Annotated in this window: 19 protein-coding genes, 1 tRNA gene and 1 pseudogene; 9 read left to right on the top strand and 12 right to left on the bottom strand. The window is 72.6% G+C overall.

Annotation, left to right across the window (positions count from 1 at the left end; translation table 11 throughout):
- Window positions 1-353: 353 nt before the first annotated feature.
- Both MCM47_RS32470 and mca read right to left on the bottom strand, forming a co-directional pair.
- A complete protein-coding gene (locus tag MCM47_RS32470) occupies window positions 354-572 on the bottom strand; it encodes a hypothetical protein (protein WP_238949603.1) in 219 nt (72 codons plus the stop codon).
- Between the two features lie 49 nt (window positions 573-621).
- Window positions 622-1527 (bottom strand): mycothiol conjugate amidase Mca, encoded by a 906-nt coding sequence (gene mca / locus MCM47_RS32475; RefSeq protein ID WP_238949604.1) that lies wholly within the window; start codon window positions 1525-1527, stop codon window positions 622-624.
- A 290-nt stretch (window positions 1528-1817) separates the two neighbouring features.
- On the opposite strand from mca, the gene MCM47_RS32480 reads away from it, so the two are divergent.
- Window positions 1818-2231, top strand: a complete 414-nt coding sequence (locus tag MCM47_RS32480) for a DUF4307 domain-containing protein (RefSeq protein WP_238949605.1) — start codon at window positions 1818-1820, stop codon at window positions 2229-2231.
- A 404-nt stretch (window positions 2232-2635) separates the two neighbouring features.
- A complete protein-coding gene (greA, locus tag MCM47_RS32485) occupies window positions 2636-3136 on the top strand; it encodes a transcription elongation factor GreA (protein WP_238949607.1) in 501 nt (166 codons plus the stop codon).
- Window positions 3137-3250: 114 nt separating this feature from the next.
- On the opposite strand, the gene MCM47_RS32490 is transcribed toward greA, so the two are convergent.
- The 3 genes from MCM47_RS32490 to ilvA all read right to left on the bottom strand — a co-directional run bounded on the left by MCM47_RS32490 (window position 3251) and on the right by ilvA (window position 6601).
- Entirely contained in the window at window positions 3251-4108 is an 858-nt protein-coding gene (locus MCM47_RS32490; RefSeq protein ID WP_238949608.1) for an ABC transporter permease, read from the bottom strand.
- Between the two features lies 1 nt (window position 4109).
- The gene (locus MCM47_RS32495) at window positions 4110-5180 is read right to left on the bottom strand and encodes an ATP-binding cassette domain-containing protein (RefSeq protein ID WP_238949609.1); all 1071 of its coding nucleotides are present in this window, start codon (window positions 5178-5180) and stop codon (window positions 4110-4112) included.
- Window positions 5181-5389: 209 nt separating this feature from the next.
- Complete coding sequence (gene ilvA / locus MCM47_RS32500; protein WP_238949610.1) at window positions 5390-6601, bottom strand: threonine ammonia-lyase; 1212 nt, start codon at window positions 6599-6601, stop codon at window positions 5390-5392.
- A gap of 122 nt (window positions 6602-6723) precedes the next feature.
- Between ilvA and MCM47_RS32505 the strand changes: the two genes are divergently transcribed.
- Window positions 6724-7203 (top strand): MarR family winged helix-turn-helix transcriptional regulator, encoded by a 480-nt coding sequence (locus tag MCM47_RS32505; RefSeq protein ID WP_238949611.1) that lies wholly within the window; start codon window positions 6724-6726, stop codon window positions 7201-7203.
- 15 nt (window positions 7204-7218) lie between these two features.
- Here the strand turns inward: MCM47_RS32505 and MCM47_RS32510 are convergent, their stop codons facing one another.
- Window positions 7219-8373: a cystathionine gamma-synthase gene (locus MCM47_RS32510; protein WP_238949612.1), complete on the bottom strand. Its 1155-nt coding sequence runs from the start codon at window positions 8371-8373 to the stop codon at window positions 7219-7221.
- 121 nt (window positions 8374-8494) lie between these two features.
- On the opposite strand from MCM47_RS32510, the gene msrA reads away from it, so the two are divergent.
- On the top strand, window positions 8495-9160 hold the full coding sequence (msrA, locus tag MCM47_RS32515) for a peptide-methionine (S)-S-oxide reductase MsrA (protein ID WP_238949613.1): 666 nt from the start codon (window positions 8495-8497) through the stop codon (window positions 9158-9160).
- A gap of 107 nt (window positions 9161-9267) precedes the next feature.
- Window positions 9268-9630, top strand: a complete 363-nt coding sequence (locus MCM47_RS32520; RefSeq protein WP_238949614.1) for a cupin domain-containing protein — start codon at window positions 9268-9270, stop codon at window positions 9628-9630.
- Window positions 9631-9775: 145 nt separating this feature from the next.
- Here the strand turns inward: MCM47_RS32520 and MCM47_RS32525 are convergent, their stop codons facing one another.
- From MCM47_RS32525 to MCM47_RS32535, 3 genes are all read right to left on the bottom strand, one after another.
- Complete coding sequence (locus MCM47_RS32525; protein WP_238949616.1) at window positions 9776-11077, bottom strand: Ig-like domain-containing protein; 1302 nt, start codon at window positions 11075-11077, stop codon at window positions 9776-9778.
- A 208-nt stretch (window positions 11078-11285) separates the two neighbouring features.
- Window positions 11286-11624, bottom strand: a complete 339-nt coding sequence (locus tag MCM47_RS32530) for a hypothetical protein (RefSeq protein WP_238949627.1) — start codon at window positions 11622-11624, stop codon at window positions 11286-11288.
- 493 nt (window positions 11625-12117) lie between these two features.
- Window positions 12118-13518, bottom strand: a complete 1401-nt coding sequence (locus tag MCM47_RS32535) for a cystathionine beta-synthase (RefSeq protein ID WP_238949629.1) — start codon at window positions 13516-13518, stop codon at window positions 12118-12120.
- A 260-nt stretch (window positions 13519-13778) separates the two neighbouring features.
- On the opposite strand from MCM47_RS32535, the pseudogene MCM47_RS32540 reads away from it, so the two are divergent.
- From MCM47_RS32540 to MCM47_RS32550, 3 genes and pseudogenes are all read left to right on the top strand, one after another.
- A pseudogene (locus MCM47_RS32540) lies at window positions 13779-14795 on the top strand (SGNH/GDSL hydrolase family protein); the annotation flags it as partial.
- A 354-nt stretch (window positions 14796-15149) separates the two neighbouring features.
- Entirely contained in the window at window positions 15150-16370 is a 1221-nt protein-coding gene (locus MCM47_RS32545; RefSeq protein WP_238949632.1) for an acetyl-CoA C-acetyltransferase, read from the top strand.
- A 309-nt stretch (window positions 16371-16679) separates the two neighbouring features.
- Window positions 16680-17648 (top strand): hypothetical protein, encoded by a 969-nt coding sequence (locus tag MCM47_RS32550; protein ID WP_308222542.1) that lies wholly within the window; start codon window positions 16680-16682, stop codon window positions 17646-17648.
- 173 nt (window positions 17649-17821) lie between these two features.
- Here the strand turns inward: MCM47_RS32550 and MCM47_RS32555 are convergent, their stop codons facing one another.
- The 3 genes from MCM47_RS32555 to MCM47_RS32565 form a co-directional block, all read right to left on the bottom strand.
- Window positions 17822-18199, bottom strand: coding sequence for a hypothetical protein (locus tag MCM47_RS32555; RefSeq protein ID WP_238949634.1), 378 nt, complete (start codon window positions 18197-18199; stop codon window positions 17822-17824).
- A 122-nt stretch (window positions 18200-18321) separates the two neighbouring features.
- Window positions 18322-19233, bottom strand: a complete 912-nt coding sequence (locus MCM47_RS32560; protein WP_238949637.1) for a Bax inhibitor-1/YccA family protein — start codon at window positions 19231-19233, stop codon at window positions 18322-18324.
- A 140-nt stretch (window positions 19234-19373) separates the two neighbouring features.
- Window positions 19374-19455, bottom strand: a tRNA-Leu gene (locus MCM47_RS32565).
- Between the two features lie 388 nt (window positions 19456-19843).
- On the opposite strand from MCM47_RS32565, the gene MCM47_RS32570 reads away from it, so the two are divergent.
- On the top strand, window positions 19844-20449 hold a 606-nt coding region (locus tag MCM47_RS32570), incomplete at its 3' end, for an ABC transporter ATP-binding protein (protein ID WP_238949640.1).

Raw genomic sequence — 20449 nt, forward strand, 5'->3', positions numbered from 1 at the left:
ACCCGACCCCGGCACCGACCGCGACCCTCGCGGACTCGGTCTGGGGCTAGCGGCTCGCGCCGCTCCACGTGCTCCCGCCCCGCAGTGCCCGCTTGCATCGGGCGCTGAGGGGCGGGAATTCAAGGGGCTGCGGTAGGAACCCTCATTGCTGGGAGGCATCCGGATCCTACCCGCCCCTCGACGCCGCCCCGTACCCCCCAAGTGGAGGGGTGCGGGGCGGCTCGTGCGCCCAGAGGCAGGGAGAACCCAGGGAGTCCTCAGGGAGGAGCCGTGCCGCAGGGAGTGTGCAGGGAGGCTTTGTCCGGGGAGCCTCGGGGATTCATGGGGAAACATGGGGAGCCCGTTCGCCCTGTTCAGTGCCCCGACGACGCCTCTCCAACGGTTCCGTTGCTGACCTCGGGCTCCTCGACGAAGTCCACCTTCTTGAACTGGCGGTTCATCGACTTCGCCAGGAACCAGGTGGCCACGCCGAGGGCGGCGAAGACCACGAAGCCCAGCAGGCCGGGGGTCACCTTGGTCTCGTCGAGGGCGAGCTCGGCGGCGAGGTGGGTGAGGTTCACGGGGGCACTCATATCTCTATGGTGGCCCGGCCCACGGGGAGCCGGGCCACCGGGGGGCGGTTCAGTCGCGCGTGTCGGCGGCCTCGGCCGCCAGGCTGGGGGTGCGCAGGCCGGCGAACAGGTCGTCCTCCGGCAGGTCGACGTCGATCAGGGTGCGGGACAGCTCGTAGTCCTCGGTGGGCCAGACCTCGCGCTGGACGTCGAGGGGGACGCGGAACCACGGGCCGTCCGGGTCGATCTGGGTGGCGTGCGCGATCAGCGCCCGGTCCCGGGTCTCGAACCAGTCCTCGCAGCGGACCCGGGTGGTGATCTCGCGCTCCTTGCGGCCGCTCTTCTCCCAGCCCGCGATCCATTCGCCGTAGGGCGACTCCAGGCCGTGCTCGGTGAGGTAGGCGTGCAGGGCGCGGATCCGGCCCATCGGGAAGCCGTGGTTGTAGTAGAGCTTCAGCGGCTGCCAGGGCTCGCCGGCGTCCGGGTAGGCGTCCGGGTCACCGGCGGCGTCGAAGGCCAGCATGGTGATCTTGTGGGTCATGATGTGGTCCGGGTGCGGGTACCCGCCGTTCTCGTCGTAGGTCGTGATGACCTGCGGCTTGAACTCGCGGATCAGCCGGACCAGCGGCTCGGCCGCCTCCTTGACGTCCTGCAGGGCGAAGCAGCCCTCCGGCAGCGGCGGCAGCGGGTCGCCCTCGGGCAGGCCCGAGTCGACGAAGCCCAGCCAGGCCTGCTTGATCCCGAGGATCGCGCGGGCCTCGTCCATCTCCTTGCGCCGGACCTCGTGGATGTTCTCCTCGATCTCCGGCCGCCCCTGCAGCTTGGGGTTGAGGACCGACCCGCGTTCCCCCCCGGTGCAGGTGGCCACCAGCACGTCCACCCCCTGGTCGACGTACATGGCCATGGTGGCCGCGCCCTTGCTGGACTCGTCGTCCGGGTGGGCGTGCACCGCCATCAGTCGCAACTGCTCAGTCAACGCGTGCGTTCCTTCCACAATGTCCGGGCGTCCCGCCCGCAAGGCCGGTCCGCCCATCGGTCTGAGCCGCTCGGTTCGGGGCCGCGTCACCGCGGGACCGGCCGGAGAGCGCGCCGCGGCGGTCAGCCGCCGCGCCGCCGACACGGCCGAGCCCCGCCCCCGCCGGACCGGCCGCGGGCGTGCCCCTCCTATAGTGACGGACTGGAGGAGCGTCGCATTCCCCCGGCATCACCGGGGCGTCGCCCGGCCCCGGGCCGGGAGCAGGCCCTCGCAGGAGAGGAACGAGCCCGATGACCGCAGGCACCACCACCCCGCAGCTGCCCGAGGGGCGCTACGGCCGACGCGACGACCGCGAGTCGGACCGCCGCCTCAAGGCGGTGGGCGCGGTCTGCGCCGTGGTCGCGCTGGGCCTGCTGGCCTGGCTCGGCGGCTCCTACCTGATCCGCGAGACCACGATGAACGGGCTCGTGCCGACCTTCGAGGCGGTCTCGGACGGGGAGATGAAGCTCCACCTGGCCGTGCGCAAGAGCGACGGCACCTCCGGCAGCTGCACCGTCCGCTCGCAGGGCGCGGACGGCGCGGTGGTCGGCGTGGCGGACTTCCCCGTCCCGGCCGGCGGCTCCAGCTACGACGCCTGGGTGAGCCTGCGGACGACCGCCCGCGGCACCACCGCCGAGCTGCTGGGCTGCACCCCCGCCAAGTGACGCCGGCCATGTGACCCGGCGGAAAGGTGGCCCCGGGCACGGGGGCCCGGAGCAGGGCGGACGCCCTGCGGACCGGTCCGCAGGGCGTCCCGGCCGGGTGATCGTCGGCGCGCCGCCGCCGGGCGGGCGCATATTCGATCTGGAGAGCGGGAATCCGTAGAGGAGTCCTGCGGACCGGCTCCTGTACATCTCGGCGCAACGCCACCGTCAACGGCACGCCAACGGCCCTCCCGCTTGTCGGCGGGAGTTGTTAGGCTCGTGGTTTCGCCCCTTCCGCACCTAGAGGTACGGGAGCGGGCGTTGCTTTGTAGTTACGACCGATATCTCCACCACCGATATCTCGACCACCGACCTGCTGACGACTCACACCCTCAGCACAGCCCCAGCACCTACGAGGAGCACCTGTGACCCAGACCAGCGACCACGTGACCTGGCTCACTCAGGCCGGCTACGACCAGCTCAAGGCCGAGCTGGACCACCTGACCGGCACCTGGCGCATCGAGATCGCCCAGAAGATCGAGGCGGCGCGCGAAGAGGGTGACCTCAAGGAGAACGCCGGCTACCACGCCGCCAAGGAGGAGCAGGGCAAGTACGAGCTGCGCATCCGCCAGCTCACCCAGCTCCTGGAGCGCGCCAAGGTCGGCGAGGCCCCCGCGGACTCGGGCGTGGTGGCCCCGGGCATGGTCGTCACGGTCGCCTTCGACGGCGACGAGGACGACACGATGACCTTCCTGCTCGGCTCGCGGGAGATGGCCGGCAGCGACGACCTGGACATCTACTCGCCGCAGTCCCCGCTGGGCCGCGCCATCGACGGCAAGAAGGTGGGCGACGAGGCCGACTACGAGCTGCCCAACGGCAAGCAGGCCTCGGTCAAGATCACCGACGTGAAGCCGCACAACGGCTGAGCCCCGCACACATCGAGGGCGGCCGCGGAGCCCATGGCTCCGCGGCCGCCCTCGTGCGTCCGGCGTCATGCGTCCGGCCCTCGCGGGCGACCGACCCCCGCGGGACGCCGGGCGTCAGCCCGCGGCCGAGCGGTACTTGCGCACCGACAGCCAGGAGAAGACCACGGTGATCAGCACCGACCAGAGCACCGACACCAGCGCGGCGTGCTGCATCGGCCAGGCGGAGTCCACCGGGCCGACCTGGTTGCCGAAGAGGTCACGGCAGGCCTGCACGGTGGCGCTGAACGGGTTCCAGTAGGCGATCGGCTGCAGCCAGCCCGGCATCGAGCTGATCGGCACGAAGGCGTTGGAGATGAACGTCAGCGGGAAGAGCCAGATCAGCCCGGCCGAGGTGGCCGCCTCGGGGCTGCGCACCGAGAGGCCGATCAGCGCGCCGATCCAGGAGAAGGCGTAGCCGAGCAGGAGCAGCAGCCCGAACGCGCCCAGCGCCGACAGGACGCCGTCGTGGATCCGCCAGCCGACCGCCAGCGCCACCACGGCGAGCACCACCAGGGTGAAGGCCGTCTGGCAGAGGTCCGCCAGAGTGCGGCCGACCAGCACGGCGGAGCGGGCCATCGGCAGCGAGCGGAACCGGTCCACCAGGCCCTTGGTCATGTCCTCGGCGATGCCGGCCGAGGCGCCGGCGGTGGCGAAAGTGACGGTCTGGGCGAAGATGCCCGCCATCAGGAACTGGATGTAGGTGTCGGAGCTGGCCTGCGTCCCGGGGATCTGGATGGCCCCGCCCATGACGTAGGAGAACAGCAGCACGAACATCACCGGCTGCATGAGCCCGAACACCACGATCTCGGGGATCCTGGTCATCCGGCGCAGGTTCCGCTTGGCGACCACCCAGGAGTCGTGCAGGGTGGCGGCCGCGCCCCGGCGCTGCTTGGGCATCGCCCCGCCGATGGCGTGCTCGGTGGCGGTCGTCATCTCACAGCTCCTTGCCGGCCGCGACGGCCTGCTTGTCGGGGCCCTGACCGCCCTCTCCGTCGTCGCCGGCTCGGCCCTTGCCGTGCCCGCGGCCCCGGCCGCCCTTGCCGGTGGTGCCGCCCTCGTCCTCGGCCTCGGTGGCGTGGCCGGTGAGGGAGAGGAAGACGTCGTCCAGGGTGGGCCGGCGCAGACCGATGTCGTCGATCTCGATCGAGCGCGCGTCCAGCTCGCGGATGGCGTCCGCTAGCACCTTGGCGCCGCCGCTGACCGGCACGGTGATCCTGCGGGTGTTCTTCTCCACCGCCGGCTCGCCGATGGCGTAGGCGGAGAGCGCCGAGACGGCGTCGGCGACCAGGTCGGCTCGGTGCACCACGACCTCGATCCGCTCGCCGCCGATCTGCGCCTTGAGCCGGTCGGCCGTCCCGCGGGCGATCACCCGGCCGTGGTCGACCACGGCGATGTCGTGGGCGAGCCGGTCGGCCTCCTCCAGGTACTGCGTGGTGAGCAGCAGCGTGGTGCCCTGCTCGACCAGGGTCTCGATGACCTCCCAGAGCGCGAGCCGGTTGCGCGGGTCGAGACCGGTGGTCGGCTCGTCCAGGAACATCACGGGCGGCCGGACGACCAGCGCGGCGGCGAGGTCGAGCCGGCGCCTCATGCCGCCGGAGTAGGTCTTGGCGGTGCGGTCCTTGGCCTCGGTGAGGTTGAACCACTCCAGCAGCTCCAGCGCGCGCGCCTTCGCGTCGCGGGCGCGCATCTGGTAGAGCTCGCCGACCATCTGGAGGTTCTCGAACCCGGTCAGGTACTCGTCGACCGCGGCGTACTGGCCGGAGAGTCCGATCAGGCTGCGGACCCGGTTCGGGTGCTTGAGCACGTCGACGCCGGCCACCGTGGCGCGGCCGGAGTCGGGGCGGAGCAGGGTGGTGAGGACGCGCACGGTGGTGGTCTTGCCGGCGCCGTTCGGGCCGAGCAGCCCGAGCACCGTGCCCTCGGGGACGTCCAGGCTGACGCCGTCCAGGGCTCGTACGTCGCCGAAGGTCTTCACCAGGTTCTCGGCTTGGATGGCTGGCGCCATGGGCCTGCCTCATCTCCTCGGACGATATGAGCGATCTGTCCCACTCTGCCCCGGACCGAGGCGAGCGGGCGACCCGGTTTTCACCATGCCGCCACAGAACGCGATGTATCGCGAGTCTGGCAGCACGCGATATATCGCGTCAAGGGTCGGAGCTCCGCCATCGTGGCAGGGACCACTGACAACCGGGAGGCGGACGGGGAACGGGATGCCTACCGGGAGACGACGTACCCCGCGTCGCGCAGTTCGCCGACCACCGCCGCGCAGTGCTCCGGCCCCTTGGTCTCCAGGTGGAGGTCCACCTCCACCTCGGCCAGCCCCAGTCGCGGGTCGATCCGCACGTGCGCGACGTCCAGCACGTTCGCGTCCAGCCGGGTCAGCACCCCGAGCAGGTCGGCCAGCGAGCCCGGCTTGTCCGCCAGCCGCACCCGCAGCGACAGGTAGCGGCCGGCCGCCGCCAGGCCGTGCCGGAGCACCCGCTGCATCAGCTGCGGGTCGATGTTGCCGCCGGAGAGCACCGCCACCACCGGGCCCTCGAAGGCGTCCGGATGCTCCAGCAGGGCCGCCACCGGGCTGGCCCCGGCCGGCTCCACCACCAGCTTCAGCCGTTCCAGTCCGAGCAGCAGGGCGCGGGAGATCGAGTCCTCGGAGACCGTCCGGACCCCGTCCGCCAGCGTGTTGACCACCTCGAACGGGATGTCCCCGGGCCGGCCGACCATGATCCCGTCCGCCATGGTGGCGAAGTGCTCCAGCGAGACCGGGCGCCCCGCCATCAGCGAGGGCGGGTACGCGGCCGCGCCCGCCGCCTGCACCCCGATCACCCGGACGTCCGGGCGCAGCGGCTTCACCGCCGCCGCGATCCCGGCCAGCAGCCCGCCACCGCCCACCCCGACCAGGACGGTGCGCACCTCCGGGCACTGCTCCAGGATCTCCAGGCCGACGGTGGCCTGGCCGGTGACGACGTCCCAGTGGTCGAAGGGGTGGATGAACACCGCGCCGGTCGCCTCCGAGTACCGCTGCGCGGCCAGCAGCGCCTCGTCCACGGTGGCACCGTGCAGCCGGACCTCGGCGCCGTACTCGCGGGTCGCCGCGACCTTGGGCAGCGGCGCGGCCACCGGCATGAAGACCGTCGAGTGCACCCCGAGCAGGGAGGCCGCCAGCGCGACCCCCTGGGCGTGGTTGCCGGCGCTCGCCGCGACCACGCCTCCCGCCCGCTGCACCGGCGAGAGCCCCGCGATCCGCACGTACGCCCCGCGCAGTTTGAACGAGCCGGTGCGCTGCAGGTTCTCGCACTTCAGGTGGACCGGCGAGCCGATCAGCGCGGAGAGGTGGCGGCTGCCCTCCATCGGCGTGACCCGGGCGACCCCGGCGAGCATCTTCTGGGCGCCGCGGACGTCGTCGATGGTGATCGGCCAGCTGTGCATGGCGCCAGCCTACGGCGGACGGCACCGCCGGCCGGGGACGTCGGTACTGTTCCCGGGCCCGTCCGCGCCGCGTACGCTGCTGGTTCTGAGCCTCTCTCACCGCACGACGATCGTGAGCCGCGATGACGACGCCCTCGCCCCAGGCCACCGACCGCACCGACCCCGTGCACACCCAACTCCAGTACCAGCTCGCGGTGCTCGCCCGGCGGATGGAACAGGTCCGCAGCTCCGGCGGGCTGGGCGCCCTGGACCGGGCCGCCTACCTGCTGCTCGACCGGCTGGAGCGGCACGGGCCCGCCAACGTCAAGGCCCTCGCCGACGCGCTCGGCGTCGACTCCTCCACCGTCACCCGGCAGGTCGCCCCGCTGGTGGCGGCCGGCCTGGTCGGCCGGGTCCAGGACCCGGCCGACCGCCGCGCCGTCCGGCTCGCGCTGACCCCGCTCGGCGCCGGCCGGCTGGCCGAGGTCCTGGCCGGGCGGGCCGAGCTGGCCCGCCGGCTGCTGGCCGACTGGCCGCCCGAGGAGCAGCGCGCGTTCTGCGCCCTGCTGGCCCGCTTCAACCACTCCATGGAGTCGTACACGGCGGGCCGGCAGGGCGCCTGACCGTCTCCGGCCGGGTCAGCCGAGGGCCTGCTGCAGGTCGGCCAGCAGGTCGTCGATCGACTCGATGCCGACCGACACCCGGACCAGGTCCGCGGGGACCTCCAGGGCCGAGCCGGCCACCGAGGCGTGGGTCATCCGGCCCGGGTGCTCGATCAGCGACTCGACGCCGCCCAGCGACTCGCCGAGGGTGAACAGCTGCGCGCGGTTGCAGACCTCGACCGCCGCCTCCTCGCCGCCGTTGACGCGGAAGGAGACCATGCCGCCGAAGGCCTTCATCTGCTTGGCGGCGATGTCGTGCCCGGGGTGCTCCGGCAGGCCGGGGTAGAGCACCTGGCTGACCTTGGGGTGGCCGGCCAGCAGCTCGGCGACCCGCTCGGCGTTGGAGCTGTGCCGGTCCATCCGGACGCCGAGGGTCTTGATGCCGCGCAGCACCAGCCAGGCGTCGAACGGGCCGGAGACCGCGCCCATCGCGTTCTGGTGGTACGCGACCTCCTCGCCGAGGGCCGCGTCGGCCAGCACCAGGGCGCCGCCGACGACGTCCGAGTGCCCGCCCATGTACTTGGTCGTGGAGTGCACGACCGCGTCGGCGCCGAGCGCGATCGGCTGCTGCAGGTACGGGCTGGCGAAGGTGTTGTCGACGACCAGCAGCGCGCCGGCGCCGTGCGCGATCTCGGCGAGCGCGGTCAGGTCGGTGATGCCCAGCAGCGGGTTGGACGGGGTCTCCACCCAGACCGCGCGGGTGTTGGGACGCAGCGCCTCGCGGACGGTGGCGAGGTCCTGGGTGTTGGCGACGGAGAACTCGACGCCCCAGCGGGTCAGGACCTTGGCGAACAGCCGGAAGGTGCCGCCGTAGGCGTCGTTGGGGATCACGATGTGGTCGCCCGGCTTGAGGATGGTGCGCAGCAGGGTGTCCTCGGCCGCGAGGCCGGAGGCGAAGGCGAGGCCGCGGGCGCCACCCTCCAGTGCCGCGAGGCACTCCTCCAGCGCGGTGCGGGTCGGGTTGGCGCTGCGGCTGTACTCGTAGCCGCCCCGCAGGCCGCCCACCCCGTCCTGCTTGTAGGTGGACACCTGGTAGATCGGCGTGACGACGGCCCCGGTCTGGGGGTCTGCTTCCTGACCCGCGTGGATGGCGAGGGTCTCGAAGCCCTGGGGAAGCTGGTGCTCGGTCATGTGTCCGAGCGTAGTGGGCGAACGCGGGGGCGCCTCCCGGAAGGGCGGAGGTGCCCGGAATCCGCGGGCCGCCGTCCGTGTTGGAACCTGCGCCACCCTTCCCGACCCGATGGAGCAGGCCGTGCTGTTCAACCGCGTCAAGACCTCGCTCGTCCCCGCCGACCAGGCACTGCCCGGCCGGGAGACACCGGCCTTCACCCTGCGCGAGCCGCACACCGTGCTCGGCAACCCGCTCACCGGCCCGTACCCGGAGGGGCTGGAAGTGGCCGATTTCGGCCTCGGCTGCTTCTGGGGCGCCGAGCGCACGTTCTGGCGCCTGCCCGGCGTCTGGACGACGCTGGTGGGCTACCAGGGCGGATTCACCCCCCATCCGACGTACGACGAGGTGTGCAGCGGGTTGACCGGGCACACCGAGGCGGTCCGGGTGGTCTTCGACCCGGCGGTGATCCCGTACGAGCGGCTGCTGAAGACCTTCTGGGAGGCGCACGACCCGACCCAGGGGAACCGGCAGGGCAACGACGTAGGAACCCAGTACCGGTCGGCCGTCTACACCCACTCACCGGCCCAGGCGGCGGCCGCGGTGGCCACCCGGGACGCCTTCCAACCCGCGCTGACCGCCATCGGCCTGGGCCCGATCACCACCGAGATCGCCCCGGCCGGCCCGTTCTACCCGGCCGAGCCGTACCACCAGCAGTACCTGTCCGACGCCAAGAACCCGAACGGCTACTGCGGCCTCGGCGGCACTGGGGCAAGCTGCCCGATCGGGGTGGCCCGCACCGGGGGCTGAGCGGACGGGCAGCGGGGGCGTCCGCGGCGCAGACTGGAAGGACCAGCCGGTCGGCTCCGTTCACCGTTGCTGGTGGCGGAGCCTGCCGCCGTCCCGAGGAGGAACCGATGGCCGGTCTGATCCGCAAGAGCTTCGACGAACCCGAGGAGGTCCGGCCCTTCGAGGCGGGCATGGGGGAACTCCGCATGGTCAACCAGGAAGGCGGCGGGGTCGGACGGGCGGTCTTCCAGCCCGGCTGGCAGTGGTCCAAGCACATCAAGCCGATCGCGGGCACCGAGAGCTGCCAGGCCTCGCACATCGGGTACGTGCTCTCCGGCCGGATGAAGATCGTGATGGACGACGGCGAGGAGGCCGAGTTCGGCCCCGGCGACCTCATGATCTGCCCGCCCGGCCACGACGCCTGGGTGCTCGGGGACGAGCCGTGCGTCGCGCTCGACTGGCAGGGCTTCGTGGACTACGCCAAGCGCTGACCCCGCCCGGGTCCCCCCACCGCCCCGCCGGGCTGCTGTCCGGCGGGGCGTGATGTGTCCTCCGGACGTGCGGCGTGCGGGCGGCGGGCGTGCGGGCTGCGAACGTGCGGGCTGCGGGCTGCGGGCGTGCCGGCCGGCCCCGGGCTCAGAGCGCGCTGCCGGCCTTCCAGGCGGCCCAGCCCATGTTCCAGCCGTTCAGCCCGTTGGACGGCTCGACCGTCTTGTCGCCGGAGTTCACCACCTCGACCACGTCGCCGACCATCGAGCTCCGGTAGAACCTGGCGCCGTCCGCGCCCTGGTCCTGCGCGCCCTTGACGTCCTGCAGGCCGACGCAGCCGTGGCTGGTGTTCTGACTGCCGAAGATCGACGGCGGCGACCAGTAGTTGCCGTGGATGAAGGTGCCGGAGGTGGTGAGCCGCTGGGCGTGCGGCACGTCCGAGATGTCGTACTCGCTGCCCAGGCCGACGGTCTGCGAGTTCATCCGGGTCTGCTGGAACCGCTCGGAGATGACCATCTTGCCGCCCCAGGTCCGGTACTCGGACGAGCCCCCGGAGATCGCGTACACCGCGCTGACCTGGCCGTCGGTGGTGACGGTGAGCTTCTTCGCGGCGAGGTCGGCGACGCTGGTCTGGGCACGCCCGACGGTGAAGCGGACGTCCTTGGACTGGGTGCCGTAGACGCCCTTGGCGCCCTGGACGTCCTTCAGCCGGAGCTTGAGGGTGACCTCGGTGCCCTTGGCCCAGTACTCCTGCGGCCGGAAGTCGAGGCGGGTGCTGGAGAACCAGTGCCCGACGATCTCGACGCCCGGCTCGGCTATGACGGTGATCGCCTGCTGGACCGCCCGGCGGTCGGTGACCGGCTTGCTGAAGTTGATCGAGACTGGCATGCCGACGCCGACGACGGAGCCGTCCTCGGGGGTGAAGTAGCCGACGAAGGTGTTGGCCGGGGTGGCGGTGGTGAAGGTGGCGTCGGCGTTCGCCTCCAGCCGGTCCTTGTCGGTGGCCGTGGCGGTGACGGTGTACTTGGTGCCGCTGACCGGCGCCGTGGCGGAGGTCCAACCGGTGCCGTCCGCGGAGAGCTCGCCGGCCAGCGCCCTGCCGGCCGAGTCGACGACCTTGACCGTGCCCAGCGTGCCGCCGGTGACGGTGACCTTGACCGGGTCGCTGAAGCTCGCGGCGGTGGCGCCGTCGGCGGGCGTCACGGTGATCACGGCCGCCGAGGTCCTCGGCGAGCTGCTCGACCCCGCCGCCGTCCCGCTCCCGTCGGCCCCCGGGGAGCCGGATCCACCCGCGGAGCCGGACCCGCCGGCCGGGTCGCCGACCTCGTCACCCTTGCTGTCGTTGCAGGCCGCGAGCAGCAGCACCGGTGCGCCGATCAGCCCGGCCAGCACGCCGCGCCGGCTCCAGTGCCCGCCGGCCGGCCGGCCCCGCCCGTCCCGTGGTGTCACGTCGCGCTCTCCCTGCTGATCATCCCGGCCCTGTGATCATCCCGGGCATTACGGATACAAGAACGCAATCCGCCCCTTCACGGTTCCATCACCAACGGGAAACGTTGGTATGAGCCTACTCAACTGACCGCCAAACATGCCAAATATGGACAGAGCGCCCGACCTGCACGGGCAGGTCGGGCGCTCATGAGCCTTGGCGGGCGAGCGGCTACTCGGCGGACTCCTCCACCGTGTACTCGTCCCAGCCCTCGCCCTCCGGGTCGAACTCGGTCTGGGCGGACTCCCAGGTCGCGGAGGCGAGCTCCACACCCGGGACGTCGCCGAGGAGGGCGACCGGGTCGATGAAGTGGGCGAGCGAACCCGACGGGTCCACCTCGATGGCCTCGACGGACTGGGCGCGCTCGTCGTCGTCGAGGTACTCGTCGTCCGCCACCTGCTGCAGGGCGGCCGCCTTGAGCGCACCCTCGTCGGTGATCTCGGCGATGAGCTCGATGCTGAGCCGGACGTAGCGCGGAGCGTCCTGGCCGGTCGTGTCAGTGCTGGTCATGCGTGCGAGCGTACGGGAAACCGCCCGCGGGCACCGGACGGCAGCACCCCGGACGCGCACCGCGGCACTCCGACGACCGGCGGCACCCCGGCAACCAGCAGGGCCGGCCCCTCCGGAGAAGGACCGGCCCTGCCGCCTCCGCCGTGGCTCCCCCACCCGGGAGCCGCGGAGACGCGCCGAACGGCGCGGCGGTTGCCGCGGGAGCCACCGCACCCTGACACCGGCTGGAGCCGGGCAGGAGCGGGACGACGGCGCCTCCCGCGGAGGGGACACGGCCGGCCGGATCAGGGCCGACCTGCGTGTCCTGAGACGACCGCGCCCGCCGGGGAGCCGCTCCCGGTCGGTCGCCGTCACCTCGCTCGGTGTCTCGCCGTTGACCCCAACGATGCACGAGCCGTGTTAAGCGCGTGCTGCGCGCAGGTGACGCCGGTGTACCACTTCGCCCGCGGACGAACCCTCAGCCGCCACGGAGCGGATCGGGACTGACCCGGGGTCAGTGACCGGTCCGGCTGGCGAGGAAGCCCAGCAGGTCCTGGCGGGTGACGATGCCCTGGGGCTTGCCCTCGACCAGCACCACCGCGGCGTCGGCCTTCTCCAGCACGGTCATCAGGTTGGTGACGGTCTCGCCCGAGCCGACCACCGGCAGCGGCTTGGACATGACCTTGTCCAGCGTGTCGGTCAGCTGGATCTCGTTCGAGAAGACGCCCTCCAGCAGCAGCTTCTCCACCACCGAGCCGATCACCTCGCCGGCCATGATGTCGGGGTGCCCGGCGCCCGGGGAGACCACCGGCATCTGCGAGACGCCGTACTCGCGCAGCACCCGGACCGCCTCGGCGACGGTCTCGTTCGGGTGCATGTGGACGAACTGGGGGATGCCCTCGTGCTCGATGGCGTCCTTGCGGGCCAGCACCTCGCCGATGTGCGCCTCGTCGGTGGCCGACGGCAGGAAGCCGTAGTCCGCCATCCAGTCGTCGTTGAAGATCTTGGACAGGTAGCCGCGGCCGCCGTCCGGCAGCAGCACGACCACGACGTCGTCCGGTCCGAGGTCGCGGGCGACCTCCAGCGCGGCCACCACGGCCATGCCGCAGGAGCCGCCGACCAGCAGGCCCTCCTCCTTGGCGAGGCGGCGGGTCATCTGGAACGAGTCCTTGTCGGAGACGGCGACGATCCCGTCCGCGACGTTGCGGTCGTAGGCGGTCGGCCAGAAGTCCTCACCGACGCCCTCGACCAGGTACGGGCGGCCGGTGCCGCCGGAGTAAACCGAGCCCTCCGGGTCGGCGCCGATCACCTTGACCTTGCCGCCGGAGACCTCCTTCAGGTAGTTGCCGGTGCCGGAGATGGTGCCGCCGGTGCCGACGCCGGCCACGAAGTGGGTGATCTTCCCCTCGGTCTGCTCCCACAGCTCCGGGCCGGTGGAGTAGTAGTGCGAGGCCGGGTTGTCCGGGTTGGAGTACTGGTCCGGCTTCCAGGCGTTGGGCGTCTCGCGGACCAGGCGGTCGGAGACGTTGTAGTAGGAGTCCGGGTGCTCGGGGGCGACGGCGGTCGGACAGACGACCACCTCGGCGCCGTACGCGCGCAGCGTGTTGATCTTGTCGGTGGACACCTTGTCGGGGCAGACGAAGATGCACTTGTAGCCCTTCTGCTGGGCCACGATCGCCAGGCCGACGCCGGTGTTGCCGGAGGTCGGCTCGACGATGGTGCCGCCGGGCTTCAGCGCGCCCGAGGCCTCGGCGGCCTCGATCATGCGCATCGCGATCCGGTCCTTCACCGAGCCGCCGGGGTTGAAGTACTCGACCTTCGCCAGCACGGTCGCGCTGATGCCCTCGGTGACCTTGTTCAGCTTGACCAGCGGCGTGTTGCCGACCAGGTCGATGATCGAGTTGTGGTACCGCACGGGGGTCCTCCCGGTCTGTGGGCATGCGAGTGCTTTCGGTACTGCAAAGCCTAGGGCGTGCCACCGGCCCCAGCCCTCCCCCAGGGCACACCCGTCACGGCCCCGGCCCCACCCCGGCCCCGGGGATCGGTGCCGCACGCCCCCCGCCACGAATGGCCCACCCCCGTCGTAGGCCGCCGCCAACGCGGGTAGGAGGGGTGTATCAGGTGCACTGGAGATGCCCCGCCGGGGGCGGCACGACGACGTGAAGGGGGCACCGGATGCCAGGGGCGCAGGAGTCGCGGGCCCGGGTGGCCCGCCGGATCGCCACCGCGGCCGCGTACGGGAGCGGCGGGCTCGGTCTGCTGGGGGTCGGCCTGGTCGGCGTGCTGCTGACGGAGAGCAAGCTGGCCATCCAGGCCATCGGCATGCTGGAGGGCGACCCGCCCAAGGCCAACGGCGTCTACGGTGAGGCCTTCGCCGACGGCACCGAGCCCCAGCCCCCGCTGGTCCTGGCCTTCCTCGGCGACTCCACCGCCGCCGGCCTGGGCGTGCTGCGGGCCCGCGAGACCCCGGGCGCGCTGCTCGCGGCCGGCCTGGCCTCGGTGGCCGAACGACCGGTCCGGCTGGTCAACGTGGCCTTCTCCGGCGGGCGCTCCGTCGACCTCTCCGGTCAGCTGGAGCTGGCCCTGCCGCACCGTCCCGACATCACCGTGATCATGATCGGCGCCAACGACGTCACCCGGCACAGCCCGGCCCAGCTCGCGGTGCGCCAGCTCGGCGAGGCGGTCGCGGCGCTGCGCGCCCACGGCAGCGAGGTGGTGGTCGGCACCTGTCCCGACCTCGGCACCATCAAGCCGGTGCGCCCGCCGCTGCGCTGGGTGGCCCGGCGGCTCAGCCGGCAGCTGGCGGCCGCGCAGACCATCGCCGTGGTGGAGGCGGGCGGTCGGACGGTCTCGCTCGGCTCGCTGCTCGGGCCGGAGTTCGCGGCGCGTCCGGAGATGTTCGCGGCCGACCGCTACCACCCCTCGGCCCAGGGCTACGCGACCGCGGCGATGGCCGTCCTGCCCTCGGTCTGCGCCGCGCTCGGCCTCTGGCCGGAGGAGGAGCGGCCCGCCGGCCAGGTCCCGGGCGAGTCGGTGCTGCCGGTGGCGGTGGCCGCGGCGGCCGCGGCCGGCCGGTCGGGCACCGAGGTGGCCGCGGTCGGCGCCGAGGGCACGGTCCGGCGCTGGGCGCTGCTGCGGCAGCGGCTGCGGGTCGGCCTGCCGGCCGCCTGGGCGGTGGAGCCGGCCGGGGAGCCCGGCCGGCCCCCGACCGCGGACGACCCCGCCGCAGACGACCCCCCCGCGGACGATCCCGCCGCGGGCGGAAGCGCTCCGGACGGAAGCGCTCCGAGCGGAACGAGCGCTCCGAGCGGGAGCACCGCCGGCGCGGGCGCCGCCGGCCCGGGTCCCACGGCCGGGGGCCACGTGGACGGGAGCCCCGTCGACGGGAATACGTCGGCCAGCTCACACGCTGGTGCGGGTGACGCCTGACCTACCAGGCGGTAACTTTCCTCCCGGACGTCCCCGCCCGCCCGGCCCCGGTCGGCCGGCCGCCCGGGCGCCCCTGCCCGAAGGACAGTCCGAAGGTCACTCAGCGAGGAGCCCGCCATGCCCGAAGCCGTCATCGTCAGCGCCGCCCGTTCGCCGATCGGCCGGGCTTTCAAGGGCTCGCTCAAGGACGTCCGCCCGGACGACCTGACCGCGCACGTCATCGGCGCCGCGCTGGCCAAGGTGCCCCAGCTCGACCCGCGCGAGATCGACGACCTGATGCTGGGCTGCGGCCTGCCCGGCGGCGAGCAGGGCCACAACCTGGCCCGCATCGTGGCCGTCCAGATGGGCATGGACTACCTCCCCGGTGCCACCATCACCCGTTACTGCTCCTCCTCGCTGCAGACCACCCGGATGGCGCTGCACGCGATCAAGGCCGGCGAGGGCGACGTCTTCATCTCGGCCGGCGTCGAGACCGTCTCGCGCAGCATCCACGGCACCTCGGACGGCATGCCGGGCACCATGAACCCGCTCTTCGACGAGGCCCAGGCCCGCACCGCCAAGCGCGCCGAGGAGGGCGGCGGCGAGTGGCACGACCCGCGCGAGGACGGCCTGCTGCCCGACGCCTACATCGCGATGGGCCAGACCGCGGAGAACCTGGCCGCGCTCAAGGGCATCACCCGCGCCGAGCAGGACGAGTTCGGCGTCCGCTCGCAGAACCTCGCCGAGGCCGCCATCGAGGCCGGCTTCTGGGAGCGCGAGATCACCCCGGTCACGCTGCCGGACGGGACCGTGGTCAGCAAGGACGACGGCCCGCGCGCCGGCGTCACCGTGGAGGGCGTCTCCGGCCTGAAGCCGGTGTTCCGTCCGGACGGCACCGTCACCGCCGGCAACTGCTGCCCGCTGAACGACGGCGCCGCCGCGCTGGTCATCATGTCCGACACCAAGGCCCGCGAGCTCGGCATCACCCCGCTCGCCCGCGTGGTCTCCACCGGCGTCAGCGCGCTCTCCCCCGAGATCATGGGCTACGGCCCGGTCGAGGCCTCGAAGCAGGCGCTCAAGCGCGCCGGGCTGACCATCGGCGACATCGACCTGGTCGAGATCAACGAGGCCTTCGCGGCCCAGGTCATCCCGTCCTACCGCGACCTCGGCATCGACCTCGACAGGCTGAACGTCAACGGCGGCGCCATCGCGGTCGGCCACCCGTTCGGCATGACCGGCGCCCGGATCACCACCACGCTGATCAACTCGCTGCAGTGGCACGACAAGCAGTTCGGCCTGGAGACCATGTGCGTCGGCGGCGGCCAGGGCATGGCGATGGTCATCGAGCGGCTCAGCTGAACCGCTCCTTACCCACCCCGCACGTCCGCGTCAACCCCCGGGGGTCCAGACCACCCGTTTGGAGTGACGCAGAGTAATTGAGGGCCGGATCACACCGCGAGGTCGATCCGGCCCTTTTCTTTCGATTCCGGACCGGAAATCGACGGTGCGGAGCGGATCAACTCCGCAGCGTAGAACGGTGTTACCTAACAATTTGGGGACAAGGGCGGAAGTCGCGGACAAATTAGACATTCACCACTGCGGTAACAGCCCCGCATGCGGCAGTGTGGAGACGTAACCCCGTTCCACTCCTCCCTAGGAGTACGTTCCGTGAGCGCCGTCTACACCATCCTGCTGCTGATCCTGATCGCCGTGTCGACCGCCGTGCTGCTCCACCTCCGGGGACTCTCCCGCAAGCTGGACGCGCAGGCCGCGGCCACCGCCGCACCCGCACCGGTCGACGAGGCGGCGATACGCCGCGCCGTCGCCGAGGCCCTCGCCGCCGACCGCGAGCGGGAGATCACCGAGGCCCGGGCGTTCTGGGCCGAGCAGGAGGCCCGCGCGGCCGAGGACGCTCCGCTGTTCGACTCCCCGTTCGCGAGCGTGCTCGGCACCACCGACGAGTGGCCGCTCTTCTTCCCCCGCCCGACCGGGCCTCAGGACGCCGTCGACAACGCCGGCACGATGGACCCGGAGTTCGGCGAGGCGCTGCGCTCCGCGCTGGAGGACCTGATCAACGAGGGCGGCGTCGCCCCCACCGGGCCCGGCACCGACGGCGGCGCCCCGCTGCGGCCCGGCCATCCCGCGGCCGGCCACCCGGCCGGTCACCCGGCCACGGAGGCCGGCGGCGACGCCCGGGCCCGCCGCGAGGCCGACCTGCTCGCCACCGGCCTGGAGGCCGGCCTGCTGGACGCCGACGCGACCGTCGAGGAGGCCCCGGCGGCCGCCCCGGACCCGCGCCGCCACCCCTCGCACCCCGACTTCGTACCGAGCCAGGCACCGTCCCGCGAGTGGACCGACACCCGGCTGACCGCGCTGGCCGAGGACCGCATCGCCCTGGTGGACGTCCGCCCCGGCCCGCTCGGCACCCTGGACGTGTACGCCTTCGCCGACGGCACCACGCTCTGCGTGGCCCCCGGCGACCGCGAGGCCGCGTACCGGCTGATCGACGCCGTCCGCGCCGGCGAGGACGTCCGGCTGCTCGGCGGCTCCCGGTTCTCCGGCTCCTACTCGCTGACCTTCTCCACCGACGAGGACGCCGTGTACGTGCTCGCCGACCGGGTGGTCGCCAGCATCTGACCCGAGCGGCCGCCGACGGCCGACCGCACCCGCCGCAGCCGAAGCCGGCCGGATCGAAGGGGTTATCGATCCGGCCGGTTCTGTTGTGGCCCGCTCGCCGGGGAGGGCAGCTCGGGGCGGAGTCGCCCGCTCGCCCGGAGGGCGGTTCCGGGCCGGGGCCGCGGGCCCCGGGGTCAGGTGCAGAGGGCGGTGGTGGCCGCCACCCGGGTCAGGGCCGCGGCGAGCACCGCGGCGGCCGGCGCCGGCCCGCCCAGCGGCTCGGGGAGCGGCACCGACCCGTCCGCGGGCAGCGCGGCCAGCGCGGCCGCCAGGTCGTGCCCCGCCACCGCCAGCTGGTCCCCGACCACGAACGCGCCGGCGTCCGGGAACTCCCGCAGCGGGTGGCCCTCGGCGCTCTGCGCGGCCGCCGCGAGCCACCGGGCGAGCGCCAGCGCGGCCGCGGCCCGCGAGGGGTGGCCGGGCACCGGGCCCAGCAGGCGGCTCTGCGGCATCGAGCGGAGGCGGGCCGCCAGGGAGTCGACGGCTTCGACGAGGGGGGCTGTCTCGGGCATACCGGGAGCCTAACCAGCCCGGGCCGGCCCGAAAGCCGCCGGGCCCCGGAGCACTCGGCTCCGGAGCCCGGCGGCAGCGCGCCCCGGCCGGACACGGCCTGCGGCGCGAAGGTCCTGCGGGGTCAGTCGTCGCCGCGCAGGATGGCGATCAGCCGCAGCATCTCGACGTAGATCCAGACCAGCGACAGGGTGAGCCCGAAGGCGGCCCGCCAGGCCTCCTTCTGCGGGGCGCCCTGGGCGATCGCCTCCTCGATGGCCGCGAAGTCCAGCGAGAGGAAGAACGCGCCGAGGCCGATGCCGATCAGGCCGACCACGATGCCCAGCGGGCCGGAGCGCAGGCCCATGTCCGCGCCGAACATCGCGGCGATCATGTTGACGAACAGCAGCAGCACGAAGCCCATGGCGATCGCGATGCCGATCCGCGTGTAGCGCGGGGTGACGCGGATCCGGCCGGTCTTGTAGGCGATCAGCATCGCCGCGAAGACCGCCGCCGTTCCCAGCACCGCCTGGATCGCGATGCCCGGCCAGATGGTGTTGAACACCTTGGTGACGGCGCCGAGCGCGAAGCCCTCCAGGCCCGCGTAGAGCAGGATCAGCGGCGGGCTGACGCTGCGCTTGAACGAGATGACCATGCCGACCACGAAGGCGATCAGCGAGGCGCCGACGGCGAACCCGAAGTTGCGGTCGGGCAGCGCGAACCACGCCACGCCGCCGGCGGCGACCAGGGTGAGCAGCGTCATCGCGGTGCGCGCGACCACGTCGTCGAGCGTCATCCGACCCGTCGCCAGCGGACCGGCGGAGGGCGCGCGGTACATCTCCACCAGCTGGTCGTCGGTCAGCGGCTGCTGCCCCGGGGCCTGCTGGGCGTACGGGTTGTTGCCGTACGGGTTGTTGTCGTACGGGCCGCTCTGGCCGTAGGGGTTGGTGGCGTAGGGGCTCCCGGCCTGCGGGGCCTGCGTGGTACCGAAACCCGCGTAGCCGGACTCGCGGGTGAAGGACCCCTCCCGCGAGAAGACCGGGTTGCTGCTTCTCATTGCTCATTCCCTCCGTGGCGGCACTGCACCGCCCGAAGCACAAGGGTAATGGCTTGGCAAAGGAATCGGGATACGCCGCGAGGAGGATCCGTCGAACAACACCCGTCGGGGACGCCGGATCGGCGCCCCCGCGGGAACGGTGCCCGGAGCCGGACTCGAACCGGCACGGCCTTTCGGCCAAGCAGTTTTAAGCTGCCCGTGTCTGCGTTCCACCATCCGGGCGTCCTGTGGACCGGCCGCGGCGGTGGCGGGAGCCGGTGCTCCGTTCCATCGAGGCCACCCCTGAGCCTAGTCGCCCGCATCGCTCTTTCGCATGTTCCCAGGCGGGGAAGTTGTCATGTTTCCTTGCCATCTGACGAACAGTTCGTGATTTGGCCAGGGAAACCGCAGGATCCGGCCACCGCACTCCGGTCAGGGTCGGTGTCATACCGGAGGATGAGGGCCCCACCTGGGCGTACGCCCAGCGGCGGTCAGGCCAACCGTTCGGCGGAGCGACGAGAACGCGTGATCGCACGGCGGAGCATGGAGGTACGGCCGGAAGCCCCCTGGGGCCCGGCCGTCCAGCCGTCCCCGGCGCCGTCCGCAGCCCGCGATCCCAAGGAGCACCCCCGTGACCACGTCGACCGCAACCGCCGTCCGTACCGGCCGGGCGGCCGCCCGCGCCACCGGCCTGAACAAGGTCTACGGGGAGGGGGAGACCCGCGTCGTCGCCCTCGACGACGTCACCGTGGCCTTCGCCCAGGGCGAGTTCACCGCCATCATGGGCCCCTCCGGCTCCGGGAAGTCCACCCTCATGCACTGCATGGCCGGCCTCGACACCGTCTCCTCCGGCTCCTCCACCATCGGCGACACCGAACTCGTCGGCCTCAAGGACAAGCAGCTCACCCAGCTGCGCCGCGACCACATCGGCTTCATCTTCCAGGCCTTCAACCTCCTCCCCACCCTCACCGCCCTGGAGAACATCACCCTCCCGATGGACATCGCCGGCCGCAAGGCCGACAAGGCCTGGCTCGACCGCGTCGTCGACACCGTCGGCCTCTCCGGCCGCCTCTCCCACCGCCCCAGCCAGCTCTCCGGCGGCCAGCAGCAGCGCGTCGCCTGCGCCCGCGCCCTCGCCGGCAAGCCCGACATCATCTTCGCCGACGAACCCACCGGCAACCTCGACTCCCGCTCCGGCGCCGAGATCCTCGCCTTCCTCCGCAACTCCGTCCGCGAA

Origin of the sequence: Kitasatospora sp. A2-31 (genome assembly GCF_022288725.1) — a bacterium.
Taxonomy (GTDB): domain Bacteria; phylum Actinomycetota; class Actinomycetes; order Streptomycetales; family Streptomycetaceae; genus Kitasatospora.